Source organism: Clostridium nigeriense (genome assembly GCF_050585265.1).
GTDB lineage: Bacteria > Bacillota > Clostridia > Clostridiales > Clostridiaceae > Clostridium > Clostridium nigeriense_B.
Window position 1 is genome coordinate 1 of sequence record NZ_JBNOOE010000024.1, and the last position, 24,170, is coordinate 24,170.

20 protein-coding genes and 1 riboswitch are annotated in these 24,170 nt (G+C 26.9%); all 20 genes read right to left on the reverse strand.

Going from position 1 to position 24,170, the window contains the following annotated elements:
• Positions 1-218: 218 nt before the first annotated feature.
• Positions 219-944 (reverse strand): class B sortase, encoded by a 726-nt coding sequence (srtB, locus tag ACQPVP_RS15590; RefSeq protein ID WP_430851491.1) that lies wholly within the window; start codon positions 942-944, stop codon positions 219-221.
• A gap of 160 nt (positions 945-1,104) precedes the next feature.
• Positions 1,105-3,975: a beta-N-acetylglucosaminidase domain-containing protein gene (locus ACQPVP_RS15595; RefSeq protein ID WP_430851493.1), complete on the reverse strand. Its 2,871-nt coding sequence runs from the start codon at positions 3,973-3,975 to the stop codon at positions 1,105-1,107.
• Between the two features lie 321 nt (positions 3,976-4,296).
• Positions 4,297-5,439, reverse strand: a complete 1,143-nt coding sequence (locus ACQPVP_RS15600) for a toxic anion resistance protein (protein ID WP_430851495.1) — start codon at positions 5,437-5,439, stop codon at positions 4,297-4,299.
• Positions 5,440-5,466: 27 nt separating this feature from the next.
• Positions 5,467-6,627 carry a 5-bromo-4-chloroindolyl phosphate hydrolysis family protein gene (locus tag ACQPVP_RS15605; protein WP_430839481.1) on the reverse strand — a complete coding sequence of 387 codons (1,161 nt, stop codon included), beginning with the start codon at positions 6,625-6,627 and terminating at the stop codon, positions 5,467-5,469.
• Between the two features lie 283 nt (positions 6,628-6,910).
• Entirely contained in the window at positions 6,911-7,687 is a 777-nt protein-coding gene (locus tag ACQPVP_RS15610) for a cobalt-precorrin-6A reductase (RefSeq protein WP_430851497.1), read from the reverse strand.
• Positions 7,684-8,400, reverse strand: coding sequence for a precorrin-3B C(17)-methyltransferase (cobJ, locus tag ACQPVP_RS15615; RefSeq protein WP_430851499.1), 717 nt, complete (start codon positions 8,398-8,400; stop codon positions 7,684-7,686). The genes ACQPVP_RS15610 and cobJ overlap by 4 nt, the downstream gene beginning before the upstream one ends.
• A gap of 87 nt (positions 8,401-8,487) precedes the next feature.
• A complete protein-coding gene (cbiG, locus tag ACQPVP_RS15620) occupies positions 8,488-9,456 on the reverse strand; it encodes a cobalt-precorrin 5A hydrolase (protein ID WP_430851501.1) in 969 nt (322 codons plus the stop codon).
• 1 nt (position 9,457) lies between these two features.
• Entirely contained in the window at positions 9,458-10,204 is a 747-nt protein-coding gene (gene cobM / locus ACQPVP_RS15625) for a precorrin-4 C(11)-methyltransferase (RefSeq protein WP_430851503.1), read from the reverse strand.
• A 12-nt stretch (positions 10,205-10,216) separates the two neighbouring features.
• Entirely contained in the window at positions 10,217-10,885 is a 669-nt protein-coding gene (locus ACQPVP_RS15630; RefSeq protein ID WP_430851504.1) for a cobalt-factor II C(20)-methyltransferase, read from the reverse strand.
• A 2-nt stretch (positions 10,886-10,887) separates the two neighbouring features.
• Positions 10,888-11,466 carry a precorrin-6Y C5,15-methyltransferase (decarboxylating) subunit CbiT gene (cbiT, locus tag ACQPVP_RS15635; RefSeq protein WP_430851506.1) on the reverse strand — a complete coding sequence of 193 codons (579 nt, stop codon included), beginning with the start codon at positions 11,464-11,466 and terminating at the stop codon, positions 10,888-10,890.
• Positions 11,453-12,076, reverse strand: coding sequence for a precorrin-6y C5,15-methyltransferase (decarboxylating) subunit CbiE (gene cbiE / locus ACQPVP_RS15640; RefSeq protein ID WP_430851508.1), 624 nt, complete (start codon positions 12,074-12,076; stop codon positions 11,453-11,455). The genes cbiT and cbiE overlap by 14 nt, the downstream gene beginning before the upstream one ends.
• A 1-nt stretch (position 12,077) precedes the next feature.
• Positions 12,078-13,166 (reverse strand): cobalt-precorrin-5B (C(1))-methyltransferase CbiD, encoded by a 1,089-nt coding sequence (cbiD, locus tag ACQPVP_RS15645; protein WP_430851510.1) that lies wholly within the window; start codon positions 13,164-13,166, stop codon positions 12,078-12,080.
• A gap of 4 nt (positions 13,167-13,170) precedes the next feature.
• Complete coding sequence (locus tag ACQPVP_RS15650; protein WP_430839489.1) at positions 13,171-13,794, reverse strand: precorrin-8X methylmutase; 624 nt, start codon at positions 13,792-13,794, stop codon at positions 13,171-13,173.
• Entirely contained in the window at positions 13,794-15,092 is a 1,299-nt protein-coding gene (locus ACQPVP_RS15655; protein ID WP_430851512.1) for a cobyrinate a,c-diamide synthase, read from the reverse strand. Before ACQPVP_RS15655 ends, ACQPVP_RS15650 begins: the two co-directional genes overlap by 1 nt.
• The gene (locus ACQPVP_RS15660; protein ID WP_430851514.1) at positions 15,061-15,918 is read right to left on the reverse strand and encodes a sirohydrochlorin cobaltochelatase; all 858 of its coding nucleotides are present in this window, start codon (positions 15,916-15,918) and stop codon (positions 15,061-15,063) included. The genes ACQPVP_RS15655 and ACQPVP_RS15660 overlap by 32 nt, the downstream gene beginning before the upstream one ends.
• Positions 15,919-16,219: 301 nt before the next feature.
• Positions 16,220-16,428: riboswitch (cobalamin riboswitch) on the reverse strand.
• A gap of 57 nt (positions 16,429-16,485) precedes the next feature.
• On the reverse strand, positions 16,486-18,159 hold the full coding sequence (locus tag ACQPVP_RS15665) for an AAA family ATPase (protein WP_430851516.1): 1,674 nt from the start codon (positions 18,157-18,159) through the stop codon (positions 16,486-16,488).
• A gap of 221 nt (positions 18,160-18,380) precedes the next feature.
• Positions 18,381-18,767 (reverse strand): 8-oxo-dGTP diphosphatase MutT, encoded by a 387-nt coding sequence (gene mutT, locus ACQPVP_RS15670; RefSeq protein WP_430851518.1) that lies wholly within the window; start codon positions 18,765-18,767, stop codon positions 18,381-18,383.
• 71 nt (positions 18,768-18,838) lie between these two features.
• Entirely contained in the window at positions 18,839-22,006 is a 3,168-nt protein-coding gene (locus ACQPVP_RS15675) for a DUF3427 domain-containing protein (protein ID WP_430851520.1), read from the reverse strand.
• A gap of 290 nt (positions 22,007-22,296) precedes the next feature.
• On the reverse strand, positions 22,297-22,611 hold the full coding sequence (locus ACQPVP_RS15680; RefSeq protein WP_430851522.1) for a nucleotide pyrophosphohydrolase: 315 nt from the start codon (positions 22,609-22,611) through the stop codon (positions 22,297-22,299).
• 194 nt (positions 22,612-22,805) lie between these two features.
• Positions 22,806-23,975: a GTPase gene (locus tag ACQPVP_RS15685; protein ID WP_430851524.1), complete on the reverse strand. Its 1,170-nt coding sequence runs from the start codon at positions 23,973-23,975 to the stop codon at positions 22,806-22,808.
• Positions 23,976-24,170 lie beyond the last annotated feature (195 nt).

Consider the following 24,170-nt stretch of genomic DNA (forward strand, 5'->3'; position numbering starts at 1 on the left):
GGATGTTATATTAAACTCTCCAACCTATAAAATAAAACTAAATTTTCTAAAGTTTACACAAAAATATTGACAGACTCAAATTTCTAAAGAATATATAAGAATAGTAGTTAGCTTTTTAAGAAAACTAACTACTATTCTTATATAATTAATTTATTTATTCAACTTCCATTCAATAATTCATACAAAAACATATAAATTTCTTTATGCTAAAAAATATATTATTCTAAAATTTTTATATCCTTTAATTTAGCATTTACTATAGTTCTCTCTTCACCTGTAGCATTGGTGCAAGTTGATAAAGTTATAATATTTCTTTTACCATCTTCAAAATAATCTAAATTGTGAATAGATTTACTCATTACTAGATTTATATAATTATTAAACTCTTCATCAGTTTCAAATTTATTCTCATATGGAAACATTTCTCCATTGGTTATATATACTGAAAATATTTCATATTCTAATACTTTATTTTCTAGGTAAATGTATATAGTCTTATTTTCATTTAAATATTCTGATTTTAACAAATTTGAAAGTGTTCCAAACATACTTTTGTCCTTCATATTATGTCCATGTATTATTATATTGTCATCACCTAATACATTTCTTGAATCTACGAAAATACTTCCCCCCCTATTTTCCTCTCCTTTAAAGTTTTTATATAAATATTCCTCATTATTTTCTGATTTTACAACCGGATAATTAATATTAGTATTAGGTATAAATAACCAAAATACATAATCCCCATTTATTTCTTTTAACTTAGTATACTCTTCATTTTCTATATGCACTTCTTCATTTTCTTTCATAACTATATTACTAATATCACTATATGACTCTCTATTCTTATTATATTCACTAAAAATTCTATATAAATTATAAAGTGAAACTATAAATATTCCCCATAAAATTAATATTAACACTTTATTAAATATCTTTTTCATATTTATCACCCACCTTTATTTTAACATATATATAAGCTATAATCAGTAATTCATTCCAACAATACTATATGAATTATCACAATAAATATAAAAGGAGATCTCAAGTAACCAAGTTTTAGTCATTTATGAGATCCCCTTATTCTTCTATCTTGTTAAATTATTAAGCTCTTTGTTTTTTTCTTAAAACTACTATTCCTATAGCAGAAAGTGTAAGCATCACAATAAAAATTCCTATAAGATAATCACCAGTTTCTACTAGATGCCCATTAGAATTACTATTATTCTCTGAGTTTCCTTGATTATTTGAACCTCCTGTACTTCCTGATTCCCCTGTATTACCAGAATCTCCTGGATTATCTGAATTTCCTGAATTATTTATTTCCTTTTCTACTAATGATGAAACTGCTAAATCAACTTCCTTTATAACTTCTTTTTCATTTTCTTTTGTAGCATTATAATCATTAGCCATTAAACTATTAACTTTATTAATAGCATCTACAACAGCTTGCCAAGACTCATCTGTATATTTGGTAGAATCTAATTTTGACACTTCATCTAACTTAGCTTGTAAATTATCATTATTGGCTTTTTGAACTAGTTTTGAAATTTGACTTTCAATCTTTCCAAGCAACTCTTCTTTTAATACATCATTATTATTAATTAAACCTTGGAAAGTTATTAAATCATTAACTGCATACTCAACTTCATTTAAGCTACGTGTAGTGTATCCGCCTTTTTCCAACTCTTTAAGTTTTTCAACATATTCTTTAACTAATTTATTATTTTCATTATCCGTACCTGTAGCCTCTACTATTTTATTTTGTTTATCCTTTATGTTAGCCACCATTTCATCAATTTTATTTCCATCTACATCTTCTACTAAAGCATTAGTAAATTCTTTAATATCATTCATATAATTATTATATGCTTTTTTTATAGCTTCTAAGTTTTCATTATTCTCTGATATATTTGCTGTAATACTTTCAAATGAAACAGGATTTTGTATTAGGTAAGTTAATTCTTGTTTATTTCTATCAAAAATAGAGTCTCCATTATTTTCTTTAGATTGTAACATTTCATAAATTTGTGGTGATAATCTATCAATTATACTACTCATAAATGGAACTAATCTCTTTGCCCCTGCTTCAACTATAGTTGGTCCATCTAAATTTTCAACTATATATGTTTTAGAATTTTGTTCTAAAATTTTAGCACTCTTATAGTTTTCCCATAAATCTGCATAGTTTTCATCTTCTAATTGAATTTCAAGATTTAAAAATTCAATTGAGGCACTTGCTACATCTCTTAAAGAGTTAATCCATGGTTCTATCTCTTTTTTAAGATTTTCATTTTGAGATAATTCTTTAAATTTATCTACAGAAACAATTATTTTTTCGTATTTAGGTATTAATACATTAGCAATATCTTTAGTACTCTTACCTTCCTCTATTAATCTATTGTACTCTTCAAATAGTCCAACAAATTCTTCTGATTCTGGTAATACTTGAGATGGATCTGATGGATCTGATAAATGTTTTGCTAATTCTTTGAAATATTCAGTTGCATCTGGTTCTATATATTTAAATCCATCTTCATAAGCTTTGTTATAATCAAATTTATCTACATTCCAAGCAAAATCTGCTACTGAGAATAATGCAATCTTTGATGCTTCTGCTTGTTGCATTGGATTTGTAACAATACCATCTAAATTTTTAACCCCACTATCTATTACAGTGGCTGGTGACATTATTAAACGTTTATTATTAATATCATTTACAGGCCAGTTTAACCAGAAAAATGGTTTTCTACCATCAACCCCTTCTTCTGGTGTTGATGTATAATTAATAAAATTATCTACAGTTTCTTGTGTAACTCTTCCTAAAACACTTTCACCAGTCCACATTATATGAACTTCTTTAGGCATTAATTTACCTATTTGACGTACATAATCAGCACCCCATCCCATATACATTCCAGTATAAACTGTAGGTACAAATATCAATTCAACATGCTCATCTTTATCATTTCCCCATGCCAATAAATCTTCCATTACTCTAGAATGGAAAGCAGGATTAAAACGTCCTTGAATATCATCCGCACAAACGCCAAATTGTCTTACTCCAACACTATAAAGCTGATCAAATTTAGCCTTAATAATTGCCATGTCATTTTGATATGCCTCTTCACTTGTAACTTCTGGCTCACTAATTTTATCATTCATAAATGGATGAATTGACCAAGTAAACTTAACCTTTGTCTCATTTCCAACTTGAACTAACTCTTTTATTTTTTGAAGTTCTTCTTGTGGATATAAGTCTCTCCATCTTTGGTTATGATATGGATCATCCTTTGGTGCAAATATATATGTATTCATTTTAAAATCCCCACCAAATTCCATTAAAGATGCTCTATCTTCATTGGACCATGGAATACCATAATACCCTTCAATGAATCCTCTTAATTCTGTATTTGCATAATCTTCTATAGCTACATTCAAAATATTTTTATCTGTTTGGTTAAAAATATTTTTTAATGTTGTAACTCCATAGAAAGCTGCATCAGTATCTTTTCCTAAAATAGTAATTACATCATTTTGTAAATTTAGACTATATGCATCAATATTATCAAATAGGTTTTCTGTTTTTATATTTATATTTTCCTTTACATATGTATCAACATATCCACCTGAATTATTTGTACCAACTAATACATTTAATTTATCTTCTACAATTTTATCTGAAATTGATACACTAACTTCTTTTGACTTTAATACTTCATCTAATTTATTTTTAGTAACTTCATCTATTGTATTTTCAAAAACAACATTAACTTCATTACCAATTATAAAACTACCATCATAATATGATATTTTTTGTGGATTTGGATAAATTTCATATTCTGTTACATTATTCTGAACAGTTACTTCATTCCCCTCAATCGCTTGTACAGTTCTTACAGTTCCATTAAAATAACTACTAGCTATCGCAAATGCTATTGCGATACTAAATACTTTTTTAATTTTCTTATTCACCAAATATTTCCTCCTTAATTAATACTTTATAAACTTCATTTAATAAAAATATAAAATTTATCTCTAATCTTCACTTCTCCTCCCTTGTTAAACTTTATAGAAAATAAATTTCTATTTTTAATAAACTAAAAATAAAAAGCTCTAAAAATACAGAAAAATTCTGTATTTTTAGAGCTAATGCCAAATTGTAACACGCTTTATTTAACAATATTTAGTTTAATTGTTTTCATTTTAACATATTATGTTATTGTTTTCAATATAAAATAATTATTTATTTTATAATTTCAAAAATATATAAATTATATAATTATTCTCTATATACTAATACTTAAAATCTAAAAGTTTATTTTTTAATTGATCTTCTATATTTCTTAACTCTAATTCAGCTTCTCTACGCTTTTGACGTCCTTCTGTTTGTATGTGAAGTATTTCATCAAGAGTTGAAATTAATGATTCATTAGTAACTCTAAGTGTATCAATATCAACAATTCCTCTTTCAGATTCTTTTGCAGTTTCTATAGTTGAAGTTTTTAATATTTCTGCATTTTTACGTAAAAGTTCATTTGTCATATCTGTTACTTCTCTTTGAACCTTTGCTGCATTACTAGAATGTGCAACTCCAAGTGCTAAAACTATTTGGCTTTTCCAAAGTGGAATAGTATTTACAATTGTAGATTGTATTTTTTCAGACATTAAAGAATCATTGTTTTGAATTAAACGAATTTGCGGAGCCATCTGAAGAGAAATCATTTTAGTCAATTCTAAATCGTGAATTTTCTTTTCAAAGCGATTGCAAAGAGCAATAAAATCATTTACTTCCTGAGCATCCTGAGGAAGTCCACTTTTTCTTGCTTTTTCTTGTAATCTAGGAAGCTCTTCTTTTTCTAATTTTTGAAGTTTCTTTTTTCCAGCTAATATATACATGGAAAGCTCTTTAAAATATACTTTATTTATTTCATACATTTTATCCAACATAGCAATATCTTTTAAAAGCTGTATTTGATGTTTTTCAAGAATATCGCACATTTTTCCAATATTATTCTCTACCTTATCATACTTTACTTTCATTTGAGAAATCTTATCTTTACCTTTCTTAAAGAAACCTAAAATTCCTTTTTTCTCTTCTGATTCCTCAAAATTCTTTAACTCATAAACAACGCTAGATAGCATTTCACCAACTTCACCTAAATCTTTAGTCTTTACATTATTTAATGCTGTTTCTGAAAAATCAGAAATTTTCTTTTGAGCACCTACTCCATATTGTAAAATAGAATTTGAATTAGTTATTTCTATTTTATCTACAAATTGATCTACCATCTTTTTTTCTTCTTCTGTCAGATGGATTTCATCAATTATCTCTTCTTTTTTTTCTTCCTTTGCTTTTATATCAATAACTTCCTCTTTAAATGGTTCAAAGGTTAATTCCGGTTTTATATTAATATCATTTTTAAATTCATCACTCATTTTAAATCTCTCCTTTTTACTCTAAACTTATTTTTTAAAATCTTCCTCGGTTAATCCCTCTTGTTTAAATAAGGTTTTAAGAACAGAAATATCTGTAGAAATATCTAATACAACATCTTCATATAAATCATCTAATAAATTTTCAAAAGCATTATCTATAAGATCAATACTTTTTTCAATTTCACTTTTAGCATTTTTAATATTTTCTCCTTGAACTAATTGATTATTTAGCTCTTTATATGAATTAATAAGTTTTATAGTAATAGGAAGGTAATGATTTATAAATTTATTAACTTCTTGTAGCTTTTTAGGATTTTTCTCTACATAATTAAGAATTTGATTTGCAACACTTTGTAATTTATCTAACTTTATAGCTACTTCTTCTTTATAAAGTTCATTTCTTACAGCTTTTATTTGTTCAATATAACTTCTTCCCATTTTAATTATAGAATTTAGTTTTTCTTTTTCTGAACAATTTTCATCTTCATTTACTTCTTCTTTTTTATTTAATTTTTCTTTATCCATTTGTTGTTTTTTTAAATTTAAATAGTCCCCATAAACTTCATCATTTAACATAAAGTAAGTTTTTTCTTCATCTATATGCCCTTCTAAAAACATTCCTAAATTAATCATTTTATTTAAGTCTTTAATTACAAAAGCTTCCTTTTCTTTTGCAAATCTCGCTAAATCTTTAATTAAGCAATAACTATTGTCTTCAATAAATCTTACATAAGTCTTAAATCGCTTTACTCTTTTTCTTAAATTTACTCCTCTTAAGAGTAAACCTAAACTTACTGCAAAAAATGCAAATAAAACGCCAAAGGCGATATAAATATTTGCTATAACACCACCCAAAAATATCATAAATATCAAAAATATAAATACTAAAAAGCCAAAAATCAGGCTTCCAATGGATCCGAATACTGTATAAATTACTCCTGATATACTTCCAACTGGTCTTTTACTAATATATGTTGATATATCGTTTTTAGCCTTTTTATTTATAGTCCTATATTTGCTTTCTATTTTTTCACTATATTCATTAAATTTCGATTTAAACTCATTTAAAGTGTCCTCAGTTTTATCGCTAATATCTCTTTTTAAATTAGCAAAATCTATGGCCTTAAGTGCATTTGTAACTGTAGACATAATTTGATCTTCTAAATCAGAAAAATCCTTTTTATCCATTATCTTGCCTCCAGATTATTTTTCTTATATTCAAGATTAAATTTAATATCCCATAATAATAACATTTTAGGTTTATTATATCTTATAATTTATCCAATTACAATTTATAACAACTATATAAAATTATTTTTCTAAACAAAATTTCTTCTAATTCATTTCTTAGATTTTTCTTAAATACTGATAACTAATAATAAAACTCTTCTTATGCTTTCTTAGGCATTAAAAATAAGGTGTGTACTTCTCATATTTAAATGATAAGTACACACCTATTTATGTTAATGTATTAATAATATAAAAAATTATAAGTAATACTTATAAATTCTATTAAATCATCTATATTTTCATAAATTCTTTTATATTTAACTACTGGTCTATTTATTACTATTATCTTAGTATTATTTTCTAAGGCAGATTCTATTTTTTCTTTCATTCCACCTTCTATTCCACTATCCTTAGTTATAATTGCTTTTATTTTATATTCCTTTATTATTCCATCATTTATTTCTTTACCAAAAGGACCTTTTATAGCAATTATATCTTCTATTTTAATTCCTGAATCTATAAGCTTTTGAAGTATGTTAGGTAGAGGTAATACCCTATGCAGTATTCTATTTTTTATATTTAAACTATTTATAAGACCTGCATTATTGCTTCCTGTTGTGTTTAATACATTTCCCTCTATGTCCTTTAATGCTGCTGGTAACTCTTCATAACTATCAATTTTAATAATTTTATCATCACATATATTATCAAGATGACTTTTTCTTTCATATCTTACATATTCAATATTTAAATCATCACAAGTTTTAATTAATGTCTTTGATACTTCCTTTGCATATGGGTGTGATGCATCAACAAATAATTTTATATTAAAATCTTCAATTAACTTTTTAAATTTTTCTTCATCTAAAGGCTGTGTATTTAAATGCTTAAATTTATATTTTTTTAAAAGCTCTCCGCCATAATTAGTAGCTGTTGATACTACTATATTATCTGTTATTTTATTTACTTTTTCTAATATTTCATTACCTTCAGATGTTCCAAGAACAAAGCCTATCATATCTTATAACCTCTTGGAGTTATAAATTTATCATTTTTAATATAACTTTGAGTATTCCCAACTATAACTATAGAGAACATGTCTACTATGCTTTCATCAAAATTTTCTAATGTAAATAATCTAACCTCTTGCCCTTCTCTTAAAGCATGTCTTACAACAGCTACTGGAGTATCATCTTTTCTATACTTTCTTATTATATCAATACATTCTTTTAGATAATGTGGTCTTCCCTTACTTCTTGGATTATATAATGAAATAATAAAATCTGCCTCTGCTGCATTTTCAACTCTCTTTTTTATAAGGTCATAAGGTGTCATTAAATCACTTAAGCTTATATTACAATTATCATGCATAAGTGGAGCTCCTAGTATTGAACCCGCTGCGCTTGAAGCTGTTAATCCTGGTATTATTTCTACATCTTCATCCTGCATAAGCTCTAGAACTAATCCTGCCATACCATATATTCCGGAGTCACCTGTACTTACTAATGCAACTATCTTATCCTTTGATAACCTTAATGCTTCTCTACATCTTTGTTCTTCGCCTCTCATACCAGTACTAAAAACTTCTTTTCCTTCTATCATAGGCTTTATCATATCTATATATTTTATATATCCAACTATTACTTCACTTTCCTCAATAGCCTTTTTTGCCATTATTGTCATATGATCTAAACCACCTGGGCCTATTCCTATTACATATAATTTTCCCATATGTACCTCCACTTTAAATATTTATTCTAAATAAAAATTAATTATCTTTTTTATATTTGAAATTCTAATCAAAAATAAATTCTTATCTTAAATTATTCTTCCAACAGTTAATGTAATTCCCTCAAACTTTATCTTATCTATAATTATTTCTCCACCTAATAGCTCTACAACAGGCTCACTTACGGCTCTAACTCCAACGTTTTTTTCTACAAAGTCACTACCTTCATAATTATTGTGGACTTTTTTAATTTCTTCTTTAGTAAAGAATTTTAAGTCTATGTTAAGCCTATCTTTTAAATCTAAAATAGCCTTTTCATCACTTTTTATATCTATAGATGCAACTACCTTAACACTTCTTATATCTATTTCATTTTCTTCTAAAGTTTTTTCTATAAAATTAATCATTTTTTCTGAAGATGTGTTTTTCCTACATCCAATCCCAAGAACTATGTCCTTTCTTATAAGCCTAAGTATAGATTCATCAGAGTTTAATCTATCTGTAATCCAAAGCATATTTTTTTTAATTTCTTCACTATTTATATATCCCTTTGGACATTTAATTTTATTTAAGTCATCTTTAAAATACACACTTTTGCCATTAACTAACATAGATGCTATTTCTTTTGCTTTATATAAACTTTCTATTATTAGATTATTTTCTTTTGCTATTATATCTGGAGCTTTCTTGTTTAAATTATCTGTTGCTGTTGTTATGACAGGAGTGTTTCCTAATAAATTTGAAACCTCTAGAGCAAGTTTATTAGCTCCTCCTAAATGCCCTGAGACTAAGCTTATGGTAAATTTATTGCATACATCAACTACAACTACTGCTGGGTCTACATCCTTTGATTTTAAATAACTTGAAATTGCCCTTACTGCTATTCCAGTTGAACTTATAAATATTATTGAATCACACTCTTTAAAAGCTTCCCTTACTATTTCATCTAAACTAAAGTTCTTTATTTTAGACTTATAATAAACTTTTCCACCAAATTCATTATTAATTTTTCTTCCTATTTCATCACCAAGTTTAGTAACACTAATAACTGCAAGCATATTACTCTATACCTTTTCTATACATATGTGTAAAGCTTTTGTCGTATAAAAGGCTCTTTTCATAATCGCAATTAATAAAGTCCCCTACTAATATTTGTGCACATTTATTAATTCCTTCAGCTTTAACCTTTTCTGAAATATCATCTAAAGTTCCTATTAATATCTTTTCATCTTCCCAAGTTGCCCTAGCTACTACTGCAATAGGTACATTTTTTCCATATCCTTTTCTTAATTTATCTACAACTTTATCTATCATTGAAACAGATAAAAATATAGCCATTGAAGCTCCTATCTTAGCTAAATTTTCTAAATCTTCACCTTCTGGAACCTTAGTTCTTCCTTCAACTCTAGTTAATATTACAGTTTGACTTACTGATGGCAAAGTAAATTCTTTTTTTATTGCTGCAGCTGCTGCTACAAATGAACTTACTCCTGGAACAACTTCATACTTTATTTCTAACTTATCTAATTCATCCATTTGCTCTTTAATAGCACCATATATAGATGGATCTCCTGTATGAAGTCTAACTATAGATTTATCTCTATTATTTTTAATAACTTCTATAACTTCATCTAAAGTCATAGTTGCTGAATTGTATATTTTAACCTCTTTTTTGCAAAAATCCATATGTTCCTTTGCAACTAATGACCCTGCATATATAACAATATCTGCTTCTTCTAATATATTCCTACCTTTAACTGTAATTAAATCAACATCCCCTGGTCCTGCGCCAATAAAATAAACCATACTTATTCCCCTCTATTCTTTACTTGCTAAAATTAAAGACATATAATCTCTTGAGTTTATTATTTCCTCTTTATCTGTTAAAATTAACTCTCCGTCTCTTCCTGCTCTACTTACATATACATAATCAGTAAATCCTTTTTCTTCTAAAGTATCTATTACTTCTTTTTCATGCTTGTACACTTTCATAATAACTACATATTTTTCATCCGTTATTTCATTTACTTTCTTTGCTGGTAATATAACTAATCTATTGTTACCTACTACTAATGTTCTCTCAACAATACTTGCTGCAGCACAAAATGAAGTTATTCCTGCTATAGTTTCAACTTTAAATTTCTTTTCTTTCATATGAGTTAATAAATGAATATATGTGCTATATACAAATGGATCTCCAATAGTTAAGAAAGATACTACCTTACCCTCATTTAACTTTTCTTCTATAAAGTCATAAGCTTCTTTAACCTTAATTTCCTTATCTTTTTTTCCCATTGGAAAATGCTTAATCACAACTTCCGTTTTATCTTCTATGTATTCTCTAACAGTTTCTAATGCTATACTTTCTCCACCTTCCATAGCACTTGGTGCAACTATAACATCACTATTTTTAATAGCTTTAACTGCTTTAACTGTAACTAATTCTTTATCTCCTGGTCCTACACCTATTCCATATAAAATTGACATTTTCAAACTTCTCCTTTATAACAACTAATTATATAAATTGGATTATTAGCTATCATCATATAACTATTTTCTTTACTTTTACTTATATTTACTGATAGTATTTCTGTTTTATATTTTAAACTTTTTATCTTCTCGATTCCTTTATAAGCATTATTTAATGTTATAAAATTCATCACTAGTGTTCCTTTATTTTTTAATAATAAGTCACTCTTTTCAATTAATAACTCTAAATCTCCACCAGATCCCCCTATAAATATAGAATCAAAACTTAGTTTTTTTTCTATATAATTATCTAAAATATCTTTAGCTTCTCCCTTTTCTAATAAAACATTTGTAGCCTTAAATTTTTCAATATTTTTAAGAGAAGTATTATAAGCATCTTCATTTCTTTCTATAGAATAAACTTTTCCATTTTTAGCTATCATTGCAGATTGTACTGTTATAGTCCCTGTACCTGATCCTATATCTAATACATTTGACTTATCACTTAAATTCATTTTCCAAATAGATAATGCTCTTATGTCCTCCTTAGTCATAGGAGCTTTTCCTCTAATAAATTCCTCATCTTTAATTAATATCACTTATATCCCTTCTTTCTACTATGATCACTGATAAATCAGAAAAGGATTTATCTATAAATTCATTGGCTTTTCCTTCTAATATAACCTCATTTTCATAAGATAAATTTTCACCTATAATTACATTACACTCTATTTTTTCTTTAATAAGATCTGCACATAATTTTTGTGGTGAATTTTTACTATCACAAAGCCATATGCTAATTCTATTTTCCTTAACCCTTTTTATAAATTCTTCTTCTCTTCCATGTAGGCTCCCAGTATATGCTCTACTCCAAGATTTATTTATTTTAGTCATTAAATATTGAAAGGAACTTATTCCTGCTACAACTTCTATTTTTTCATCTATATTTTTACTTATATATTCAGCTATACCAAAAAAGCAAGGATCTCCTGAAGCTATAATTGATATTGTTTCTTGACTTTTATAATCATTTACTATATCCAATATTTCATTTAATGATTTTATTTTTATCTTTCTTTTTTCTACGAAATCTAAAGAATTTATTGCTCTATTAAATCCTATTATGATATCACTTTTTTCTAATATATCTAAGGCCTTCTTGATCATATAATCTCTATGTCCTGGCCCTAATCCAACAATATAAATCATATTAAATTTCCTCCAAAGAATTATACAAAACCTTACAGTCTCTAAAACCATAATACATTATAGCATCACATTTTAATTCATCATAAGAATATATTTTCATTCTTTCTACTATCTTTCTTCCTATAACTCTATATAATTCTTCATATCCTTCACCTAAAAAATCAACAGCTCCCTCAGAAGTTTTTTGTTTTAAAACTTCTTTTACAAAATCTATATCATATCCTAATAAAGCTAGTTCTAATCCAATAACTTCAAGCCTTACATCATTTACCCTACTATGCGTATTAAAACATCCATATGCTACTTTACTAATCTTTCCTATATGACCTACTAAAACTATTTCTTTAACCTTTGCTCCAATACAACTTTCTATAGCAAATCCTATAAAGTTAGAAGCTATAACAATTTCTTCTTCTTTAAAACCTAAAGACTTAGCACATCTTTCACCCATATTTCCAAAGGTTATTACTAACCTTTTACTTTTAATAGATTTTTGTGTAATTTCTATTTTTATAGATTCTTTAAGAGCATCTTCAGACATTGGATAAACTATACCAGTAGTTCCTAGAATAGAAATCCCACCTACTATTCCAAGTCGTGGATTAAATGTCTTTTCAGCAACCTTTACTCCTTCTGGTACAGATATTGAAATTTTAACTCCTAAATTTTCTGGAGTTATCGATAAAACTTCTTTTTTTATCATTTTTCTTGGAACAGGATTTATAGCATATTCACCTGGCTCTATTGCAAGCCCTTCCTTAGTAACAATTCCAACTCCAATGCCACCTGTTAAATTAAATTTTTCTTTTCCTATCTCTGCCTTAGCAAATATCTCTATCCCATCTGTTGCATCTATATCATCACCGCCATCTTTAATAACCGATGCTTTAACATAGTTTTCTCCTCGTTCTATTGAATTTATTTTTACATTTAATTTAATTCCTTTAGGAGTATAAATATCTATATAATCTAGATCAACATTATTAAATAGCATATATGCTGCTGCTTTAGCTGCTGCTGTTGCTGTTGAACCTGTTGTATAGCCACACCTTAGCTTTTTTCCTCCACTTTCAACATAAAGATCTAACATATTTCTACCTTTCAACACACATATACATAAGTGCATTAATTATTGCTGCAGCTACTGTGCTACCACCTTTTCTTCCCCTTACTGTAATATATGGAATATTTAAATCCTTCATATTTTCCTTACTTTCACTAGCCCCTACAAAACCTACTGGCACTGCTACTATTAATTTTGGTGTAACTTTCTTTTCTTTTATAAGTTCTTTTAATTTAAATAATGCAGTTGGCGCATTCCCAAATACAAATACATCTACATTATCATTAACAGCTTTTTCTACTGCTGCCATAGACCTAGTTATATTCTTTTCCTTTGCTTCTTTATGAACTTCTTCTAAATTTACATAGCAAATAGCTTCTGCTCCTAATTTTCCTAAAGCTCTTTTATTTATCCCAGAAAGAGCCATATTAGTATCTGTGTATATAATAGGCTTATTTTTTAATACACTCTTACCAGCTTCTATGAAATCATCACTCATTTCTATAAGTTCTTCATATTCAAAATCTGCTGTTGTATGTATAACTCTTTTTATTATCTTAAGCTCATCTATGCTATAACTATGATTTTTCATTTCTTTTTCTATTATTTCAAAGCTTTTATTTTCTATATCCATAGGATTCTTTACATAACTCATTATTTTTCCTCTTTCCAATTTAAAATATATTTTAAGAATTCTAAATTTCCAAAGAAGTGAACATGGGGATATCCTGCTAAAGTATTCTTCTTTTTATATCCACAGTTCCAACTTATTTTCTCATTATTATAATTTTCTTTTTCTATTTCATAAATAACTTTTTCATTACTATTAACTTTAGATTTATGAAATTCATGACAATTAATTTTAATATTATCAACATTTATAGTGGCATATCCAAATCTATTTAGAGTTTTTGTCATTTCACTATTGCCCTCAAAAAATCCTACAAGCTTTTCTCCATCTATTTCCTCCATTAAATACATAAGTCCGCCACATTCTGCATAGCAATTTAAGCCATTATCTAAAGCATTTTTTATACTTTCTATCATAGGTTTATTTTTACTTAACCTATCTTTAAATACTTCTGGGTAGCCCCCTCCTAAATATAAAAAGTCTATATTCTTTGGTAATTCCTTATCTTTTAATGGACTAAAATATATAACTTCCCCGATCTCTTCTAATAGCTCTATATTTTCTTTATAATAAAATCTAAAAGCTTCATCATAGGCAATAGCTATTCTTTTCTTAATTGGTTTTAAATGAAATCTATCTTCTCTCTTTTTTACATCCTTAAAATTTAAAATTAACGAATCAATATCTACATATTTTTCTATAAGTTCTGAGCATAAATCTATTTTTTTCTTTATATCAGGAACCTCTATGCTTTGTATTAATCCTAAATGCCTACTTTCTAATTTAAGATTTTCATTTCTAGGCATATATCCAAAAACCTTTATATCACAATGTTCTTCTATTAATTTTTTTAATAAAATATAATATTTATCACTAACATTATTTAAAACAACTCCAACTATATTAGCATCTCTAAAATTTTTAATCCCATTTATTTCTGCACATATAGTTAGGCTTTGAGCTTTTGGAGTTATTACTAATACTATTGGTGCATTATCTAATACCTTTGAAACTGAATAAGTAGAGTAATCATCCGTTATTCCCTTTCCATCATATAATCCCATAACCCCTTCAACTATGGCTAAGTCACCTTCTCCTCTACTAAAAGATGCTCTAACTCCCTCTTCACCCATTAAGAAAATATCTAAATTTCTTGAAACCTTTCCTGTTATGTCTGTGTGAAATGCTGTATCTATATAATCTGGTCCAGACTTAAATCCTTGAACTTCATAGCCTCTATTTTTTAATGCATTCATTAACCCTAATGTAAAAGTAGTCTTACCTCCGCCACTACAATTTGACGAAATTATTAGTGTTTTCATTCTTTATTCCTTTCTTAGTTCTTCCTACCTTTTTATATCTATCATTTATCACATCTTCTATTCTATCTATATATAAATTTCTAAATTCTCTTATTTCACCAAGGCCTTTCATAAATAAATTAACCTTTATTCCTTCTGACTCTAATATTGTTTTCCAAGAATCCTCTTCTTCTGATGCCATATCATTTAAAACATGATCTCCTGCTACTACCATTAATGGCATTAATAGCACTTCTTTTATATTCTTTCTCTTTAGCCTATTTAAAACATTATCTAAGCTTGGATATCCTTCCACTGTACCTACAAAAGCATTTTCATAACCTTCATCTTCTAAAACAGTTTGTATACACCCATAAACTGATGCTGATGGATGGGCTGTCCCATGTCCAAATAGAATTACATTTTTATTTTCTTTTAATATATTATCTATAGATTTAATAAATAAGCTATAATCATCTGGAACTCCCTCAACACCTTGATAATAAAAAATAGGTCTTCCAATTTTTATACTAGAAAACTTTTCTTTAAACTCTTTTTTTATATTTTTTATATAATCATATTCCTCTCCTGGAATTATATGCAATGGCTGGATTATAACCTCATCATAACCCTCTTCATAAAGTTTTTCTAATACTTCTTCTGGAGTTGATATATGAATATTCTTAGTTACCTTTAACTTTTTGATTATTCTATGAGAAGTGAAAGCTCTAAAAATATCATACTCATTAAAATTTTCTTCTATTTCCTTTTCTATAACTTCTATCGAGTTCTTTAACGCATTTTCATAGCTAGTTCCAAAACTAGCAACTATTATAGCTTTTTTCATTTACATCTCCCTATCCCTATATAATATTTTTCAAATAAAAAAGTGCATCTATGTAATTTTGCTTATTCCGTAGCTATGCTCCAAGTCATCGCAAAATTAATAGATGCACTTCAAAGCTTAATGATGGAATTTATAAAAAGTTATTCATAGGCTAATCTTTTTATAAATTCCTAAAAAATAAAAAGCGCCCTATTTTAAGGACGCTAGAAAATTTTTGCACATCAAAAAGCCTTATTAGAAATAATAAAATAACTAATAAAAGCATTCAATATTTTCAAATATCTCCTTAGCCTCCCTCCGAAGCATGGTTTTATAATAGGCAGGTCTCCTGGCTTAAGCTTCATCCGCCTCTCTCCCTTCCCAATTTTTCTATTAATTCTAATCAGTGGTCTTTATCAGAGATTTGTCAGCTATTACAGTAGCGGGGGCTGTAGTGGATTCTAACCACTTTCCCTTTTAATCCTAGAATTTTATATCAAAATTCTAAAAACCTATTACACTCTATATTTATTTTTTTATAATTATAACCTGAATCTAATGAAATTACAAATACTTCCATTATTTTACTTAACTTACATCACTTATAAATACTTCTTTTCCTTTGAACACTATAACAAGTTTTTTAACATTAGTTACTCCTCTATTCAAAAGTTCCATTTCATATTTTTTATCTTCTATTTGATTTTTTGCTTCTTCTATCAGCTCTTGTATTGATTTTTTATTTGTTTTTCTTGCTCTTTTAAATTCAATAATAATTCCAGGCTTTTTTATATCTTTAGGTATTACCATTACATCATATCTTCCATATCCTGATTCTCTATTTGATAAAACATAATGAGTTCTATTTAAAGACACTAACATTCCAAGTACAAAACTGTGATATACCTTTTCTGGCTCTTCTCCAGATACATCAAAATAACTTAAGGATTTTTCTACATAATCTATAAATATTTCTTCAAATACTTCATAATCAAAATTTACTAAAGCTTTTAACATTTCATTGTATTCTGAAGCTATATAGCTTTCACTTTGCCAGTCACGAATTATTTTTTCATACATATATTCAACTTCTAAATTAGGAATTTTCAAGCTATAATAAATTTCTTTTTCTTCTATTCTTTTGCCTACAACTTTTAAATATCCAGACATCAATAAGAAACTCCATATGTTATCTTCATTAACTTCTATATCTGCCATTAGTATATTTTCATCTATTGTTGTTTCTATTGAATTACCTCTAAGTAATTCTTCAAAGGACTTTTTTAAACCTTCACTACCTTTTGCTAATATAGTTTTTATTATTTTATTTTCTGAAGTATTTATCCAATAAGGCATAAAATCATTAGCTTTATCTTTTAAATAAGATAAAACAGACCATGGATTATATATTACTGTACTTCCAAAAATATAACCATTATACCACTCTTTAAATTTTTCTCTTTCTCCTATTACATTAAAATCATTTAAGATTTTTTCTATTTCTATATCTGTAAATCCAAATTGTTTTGAATAACCTTCTTTAAGAACAGAATATACTTCTAGGTTATTAAGTCCTGAAAATATAGATTCTCTAGCCACTCTTAATATTCCTGTAAGCATAGCTTTTTCTAAATATATATTATCCTTTAATGTATTAGAAAGAAAGTTTCTCATAAAGCTTATAGTTTCATCATAAATTCCAGAAAAATAGCTATGTTGAATTGGTGTATCATATTCATCTATTAAAACAATAACTTTTTCTCCATGATATTCATAAAGATATTTACATAAGTTTTTTAACGCTAATTCCAATTCGGCTATGCTATAATTACTGTCAATTATCTTATTAAAAAAATCTCTATCCTGTTTATCCTTTAAAATACTATAAACTTCCTTATGTTCATTATATATAGCTGTTACAAACCATTTAATTCTTTCAATAATAGAATCAAAATCCTTATGCTTTTCATCTTTAAATGTAAGATATATAGTTGGATATATTCCTTGTCTTTTCATTATTTCCTCTTCTTTTTCTATAAGAAGATTATTAAAAAGATATCTTGTATCTTCATCACATTTTTCCACAAAATATCTTATCATAGATAAATTAAGTGTTTTTCCAAACCTTCTTGGCCTTGGAATTAATATTACTTGAGATGAATCATCTAAGAATTCCTTTATTAATAGAGTTTTATCTACAAAATAATTATCATTATCTATTAACGTCTTAAAATCACTATACCCTAAAGCTATTTTTTTCAAATTTACACCTTCTTTCTATTTATTATCACCTATATAAAACTGTCATATCCTAAAGGCTTATATCAGTCTGGCAAATTCATTTCTATTATATCAGAAAGAGTTTTTTTGTCATACTCATAGCTATACATAACCCACGTCTAACTGGTGATTTTCTAAATAAAAGATAGAAGTAATTATACCTTAACTACTTCTACCTTTTAATAAATTATAGTATCACTCACTTAGTAAATTCCTACTAGTTTTTTAACTACTTCAATATCTGCTGGTACCCACTTTTGTGATGATAACTCATCTAACGAAACCCATTTTGCATCATTATGTGCATTTAAATTTAATTTACCACCACATATTTCACAAATAAAACAATGCATTGTTAAATGAAAATTAGGATAATCATATTCTACTGTTGTTAAATAATCTAAATTATTAATATCTAACTCAAGTTCTTCTTTAATTTCTCGTACTAATGCATCCTCCCTAGTTTCACCTGATTCTATCTTTCCACCTGGAAATTCCCACATATCTTTGAATTCACCATAGCTTCTGCGAGTTATAAATATTTTATCTTCTTTTTTAATTATTGCTGCAACTACCTCTACTACTTTCATACCTTCTATTTCCTTTATATATATTTTTTATTTCATAAATAATTTTTTCATTACTCATCCACATATGTTCATTAAATTATTATAGACTTGTTAGCTTTATTTATCATCCTCGGAGGAATTTCTTCCTTTAGCTCCCATATAAAGCTTATTGGTTTATTTCCACTATGGCTTCTATACTCACAAATGCCTAAATAAGTAAATGGTGATGTTAGTCCATCCTTTAATTTATATTCTCTAACAAATAAGGCTATCTTATTTCCTGTTTTTAAATGATTAATATATCTTTGTCCTGTTGCACTTTCAACAGAAGTTCTTGATTGAGTTTGCCAATGAAATAACTTTTCATTTATTGCATAATCTTCATATAATGTTGAAGGTGAAAAGTCTTTATCACTTTTATTTAGTGTAATAAAAAATATATCTATTTTCTTATCTTCAAAATATTTAACCCCTTCTCTAAAAGCTGGCTTTTTCTCTTCATTATAATAACCAAAGGCAGCCATTATTGTATCTGTTGAATAATCACAATGTAAATCTAAAGGACACTCAAAGCCTAAATCTACTTTTTTATCTACAAACTCTAAATGCTTATAATTATAATTTAATATATCACAAACTTCACTCATCATAATTTTATTATTAAGTAATCTATTAACACCTTCTTTTAATGAAGCTAAACCTATCTTTTGTGGTGAATCATTATAGAAAATATAATACATCATATTAAGCATTAAGCTTTCTTCTTTATTAAATTCAATATTATTAACATCATTATTACTCTTTATTAAATTAATGATAAATTCTATAAATCTTCTTGAATTTATAGATAATAAATTACTTAACTTCTTTGTTATTTCTTCTTCATTACTATCATTAAAATCTTCTCTTTCACCTGCTAATACACACATTCTAGCAAAACTTCTATTTCCCTTTTTGCCATAAAAGTCTACTAAAGATAAGTTATGATAATCTAAAAAGTTTTCTAATGTTAATTCTAAGTTAGTATCTATTTTAAAAGACTTAAGTTTATTAATTAAATTTACTTTTGTATTAGATGAAGATTTTATATTTCTTAAAATATATTCTTTAGCCTCTTTTTCTAAGTGAATATAACAGCCTTTTGGTAAGCTTAAAAATCCATTTTCAATATATTCTTTTACAGCCTTGTTACTTCTTCCAATTAATGCTCTAAATTTTTCTTCAAAATCATAATTTTTATGAGCTTGTCCAACAAAGTCTAAAACAGTTAAACATTCTTTATCTTCATGAAGTCTTAAACCTCTTCCAAGCTGTTGTAAAAATACTGTTAAGCTTTCTGTTGGTCTTAAAAATAATATTGTATTAATTTCTGGAATATCTACTCCTTCATTATATAAATCCACAACAAAGATAAATTTAATCTCTTTATTTACTAATCTTTTCTTAGCTTCTGATCTTTCATCCTTCTTACTTTCATCAGTTAAGGCTATAGATTCAATTCCAAATTTATTGAATTTTTCAGCCATAAACTTTGCATGTTCTTTACTTACACAGAAACCTAAACCTATAACATCATCAATATCAGTTACATATTTATTTAAAGCATTTACTATTTCATTTGATCTTATATCATTTCCTGTATAAACCTTATCTAAATCATTTATATTATAGCCTTTCCTTTGCCATTTTAACTTTGATAAATCTACTGAATCTGAAACAGCAAAGTATTGAAAAGGGCTTAATAATTTTCTATCAATAGCTTCTGGTAATCTAATTTCTCCTGAAATTCTATCTTCAAAATATTTAAATATATCCTTATTATCATTTCTTTCTGGAGTTGCTGTTAACCCTAATAAAACCTTTGGCTTATAATAACTTAATAACTTTTGATAAGATGGCGCTGCTGCATGGTGAAATTCATCTATTATAATAAAGTCATAATACTCCTCTGTAGTTATTTCACATAAATCCTTACTATTTAAGCTTTGAATAGAAACAAATAAATGCTCTAAACTATCTGGAACATTACCGCCAACCATTAAATCGCCAAAGTTATTATCCTTAAGTATTGCTCTAAAGGTATCTCTTGCTTGTCTAAGAATTTCTTCACGATGAACAACAAACAATAATCTATTTGGCTGTTTCTTATTTTCTCTACAAAAATTCTTATAATCAAAAGCTGAAATTACTGTCTTACCTACTCCTGTTGCTGCAATAACAAGATTCTTATTTTTATTAAATATTTCTCTTTCAACTCTTAATTTATCTAATATCTCCTTTTGATAAGCATAAGGTCTTATATCAAAAGAAAAATTTAATTCCTCTTCATCAATTCTTTTTTCCTTATTTAATGATCTCTTTAATATATTTTTATCTTCATCAGTTCCTAAATACGATATAAATTCCCCATCATTCCAATAACTTTCAAAGGTTGCTTCAAACTTCTTTATAATATCAAAGGAATCCTGCTCTGTTATTTTTATATTCCATTCTAAACCAGAAGTTAAAGCAGCATTAGAAAGATTAGAGGAACCAATATATGCAGTAGTAAATCCTGTATCTCTTTTGAACATATAAGCCTTGGCATGCAATCTAGTTCTTTCTGTATCATAAGATATCTTAATTTCTGTATTAGGTAACTTACTTAATTCATCTATGGCTTTTATATCAGTAGCACCCATATAAGAAGTTGTAATTATCCTTAATTTCTTTCCAGCCATTGTAGCTTCCCTAAGACTATCAATTATACATCTAAGACCACTCCACTTTATAAAAGAAACTAATAAATCAATAGAATCAGAAGTTACTATTTCCTTATTTAACTCCCCAAGCATATTAGGCTCTAAGGAAGCCCCTGTAAATAAAGAACTTTGAGATAATGGAGTTACAGGCCTTACTACCTTTTCCTTCTTTAAAGCCTTTTTATTATTAACCGTGCTATACAAAGCATTAAGAATTTCTCCATTTTTATCGATTTCGTACCTTTTAATATCCTCTTCATTAGACACTTCACTTAATATGTTAATAATATCATTACAAGCCTCTATTTGCTTTAATAACTTATCACTATCTTCTCTTTCCTTATCTCTAATATAATTCAGAGCTTTTCTAATTACTTGAGAAATATATTGAGAAAGTATTGCCTTTGATTCCTCATTATCTATTTTACTTTTATCTATAATAAACTTTTCATTCTCTAGAGCTTTAAGTTGATCTTTTATTTCACTATTAATTACTTGCTCATATAAACCTTGCTTCAATAAATTCACCACCATTTTTATTTATACAACAATTAATATTTTATCATATTTGTATCTTAATGGATATTTAAGCAAATTAAAAAGCCACACCAATGTATGACTTCCAATTTTAAATATTGAAATACTATTGTTTATTTCAATATGTTCGTATAGTATCGGAGTTCCTAATATAGAAAGATAATCTAATTTAGTTGGTATTAAGTAATAACATGAAGCATAATAATATCATTAGCCTTTAAATCTTTATTAATATAATTCTTTATTTTCACTTATTCTTTAATCTTATCACTTTAAAACTCTGTATATTTTTTACTTGTTCCCTTAGCTTTTTCTACTGGGTATTTCTTTTCATTCTTGTACATTTTATTATTAATTATCTCTTCTATATTAACATCTAGAGAATCTGCCATATGTAAACAATAAATCATAACATCTGCCAATTCTTCACATACTTCTTCTTTATTATAATTATCATCCCAAAGAAAATGTTCTAATAATTCACCTGACTCAATACTTATTGCCTTTGCTAAATTGGCTGGAGTATGAAATTGTGACCATTCTCTATCATCCCTAAATTTTCTTATTCTATTTTTTACTTCTTCCATTCCATTCTCTCCCTTCTTAACTTTAAAGTAATATTTTATTCGTATAACTTTCAATATTTCACCTTTTCTGTAAACTTATTATTAAGTAGTGTAATCAATTCCTATCTTCTATCTCCTTTTTCTAAAAAACAGTATTGCTTTTTATGTTAATAAATGAATTACGTTCTATCACTCTACTGTAAAATAAAATTAATTTAATTATCAGTGGAACTAAATAAAGTAAATAATAAGCTAGTAATTATTTTACCAATGTCTTTTTTATTATCACTTTTTGCTATATTCTCTACGATTATTGTTACTTTTTCTATAAATTGTGATGATAATTTTGATTCCATAACTTTTTTTACCCAATCAATATCAGACATACTCTTTTCACCAGTATATATTTTTTCAAACACATATATTGAACCCTCACCAATTGCTGCAATAATACTACCTGCAATTATGGCATTTAGCACACTAGCTGCTAAATTTATTCCTGGAATAGCCTTTAAAGCACTTATGGCAGCTTTTGCTGCTGCACTTATAGTTCCAACTTCTACTATTGAATTAATAAGTTTTGCAGATGTATCATTCTTTTTTATTCCATATATCTTTGCAATAGCATTAATTTCTCCTATTTCTATTGGAGATAATACTAGTGCATCAGCAAAAGGTATTGGTACTGCTCCAATAGTAACTCCTGATGCTGTAGATACCCCAACAATACTATGGGCTAAAGCTCTTTTTCTATTAAGTTTAAAGTTAAAGATATCTTTTTCACTAGCTTTAATTCCTTCTGGCATTATTTTATTTGTAATATCAATTAATTCAGTAATACCTTCTGGCGCCACAAATATAGTATCGTTAATTTGATACTTGTCTGCTACAACAGGTATTATTTCTTCTAACTTATTTGAATACTTATTTTGTTTATCAAAAGCCTCTTTTACCATTTTTATATTATTTTCTCTTTCTGGTACTGAGTATGATTTAGTTATTACAGTGATTACAGGGACAGTTTTCCATATACTAATTGCTCTTAAAAAATCCTTAATTGTATTGGGAAATAGCTTACTTGTCGTTCCATCGATACAAAACCAAATTACATTTATTTCATTACATTCATTACCTTGTTTAGCACTTGCCTTTGACCATTTTTTTACTGCATTTATTGCTTTTTGTCTCTTTATAAATGATGGTTCAAAACCAACTGAATCAATAATTCTAAAAGGTATACTTTCACTTTCATAAATTTCTAATCTATCTGTAGTTCCAGTAATACCCCATCCTGTTTTTGCTTTTTCTTCTCCAAGAACAGCATTAATCAAAGTTGATTTTCCTACTCCAGAATTACCTATAACTAGTACATTTCCTCTTTTCATATATTTTCTACTCCTTTGTACTTTTATATTACTTAAACACGTGGGCTATATAATACGTCACTAATATGCCTAGGCATAAAATTATTTTAATAATCCACCATCAAAATTGAATTTTTACATTTTAACCTTTCAACTTTCTTGATATTATTACTCTATATTCTAACATTATTCCAACGAAAATTCTGTCTAATTTTG

Excerpts from the sequence above, each read along its gene's own strand:
- cbiE (WP_430851508.1), bottom strand. The coding sequence starts at position 12,076 with ATGATTTATATTGTTGGATTAGGGCCAGGACATAGAGATTATATGATC.
- ACQPVP_RS15680 (WP_430851522.1), bottom strand. The coding sequence starts at position 22,611 with ATGGAAGAAGTAAAAAATAGAATAAGAAAATTTAGGGATGATAGAGAA.
- ACQPVP_RS15605 (WP_430839481.1), bottom strand. The coding sequence starts at position 6,627 with ATGGATAAAAAGGATTTTTCTGATTTAGAAGATCAAATTATGTCTACA.
- ACQPVP_RS15600 (WP_430851495.1), bottom strand. The coding sequence starts at position 5,439 with ATGAGTGATGAATTTAAAAATGATATTAATATAAAACCGGAATTAACC.
- ACQPVP_RS15650 (WP_430839489.1), bottom strand. The coding sequence starts at position 13,794 with ATGAGTTATGTAAAGAATCCTATGGATATAGAAAATAAAAGCTTTGAA.
- cobJ (WP_430851499.1), bottom strand. The coding sequence starts at position 8,400 with ATGGGAAAATTATATGTAATAGGAATAGGCCCAGGTGGTTTAGATCAT.
- ACQPVP_RS15610 (WP_430851497.1), bottom strand. The coding sequence starts at position 7,687 with ATGATAGGCTTTGTTCTTGGAACATCTGAAGGTAATGAAATATTAGAA.
- cobM (WP_430851503.1), bottom strand. The coding sequence starts at position 10,204 with ATGGTTTATTTTATTGGCGCAGGACCAGGGGATGTTGATTTAATTACA.
- cbiD (WP_430851510.1), bottom strand. The coding sequence starts at position 13,166 with ATGTTAGATCTTTATGTTGAAAGTGGAGGAAAAAAGCTAAGGTGTGGC.
- srtB (WP_430851491.1), bottom strand. The coding sequence starts at position 944 with ATGAAAAAGATATTTAATAAAGTGTTAATATTAATTTTATGGGGAATA.
- mutT (WP_430851518.1), bottom strand. The coding sequence starts at position 18,767 with ATGAAAGTAGTAGAGGTAGTTGCAGCAATAATTAAAAAAGAAGATAAA.
- ACQPVP_RS15660 (WP_430851514.1), bottom strand. The coding sequence starts at position 15,918 with ATGAAAAAAGCTATAATAGTTGCTAGTTTTGGAACTAGCTATGAAAAT.
- cbiG (WP_430851501.1), bottom strand. The coding sequence starts at position 9,456 with ATGCTTGCAGTTATTAGTGTTACTAAACTTGGTGATGAAATAGGAAGA.
- ACQPVP_RS15630 (WP_430851504.1), bottom strand. The coding sequence starts at position 10,885 with ATGTCAATTTTATATGGAATAGGTGTAGGACCAGGAGATAAAGAATTA.
- ACQPVP_RS15685 (WP_430851524.1), bottom strand. The coding sequence starts at position 23,975 with ATGAAAAGAGGAAATGTACTAGTTATAGGTAATTCTGGAGTAGGAAAA.
- ACQPVP_RS15655 (WP_430851512.1), bottom strand. The coding sequence starts at position 15,092 with ATGAAAACACTAATAATTTCGTCAAATTGTAGTGGCGGAGGTAAGACT.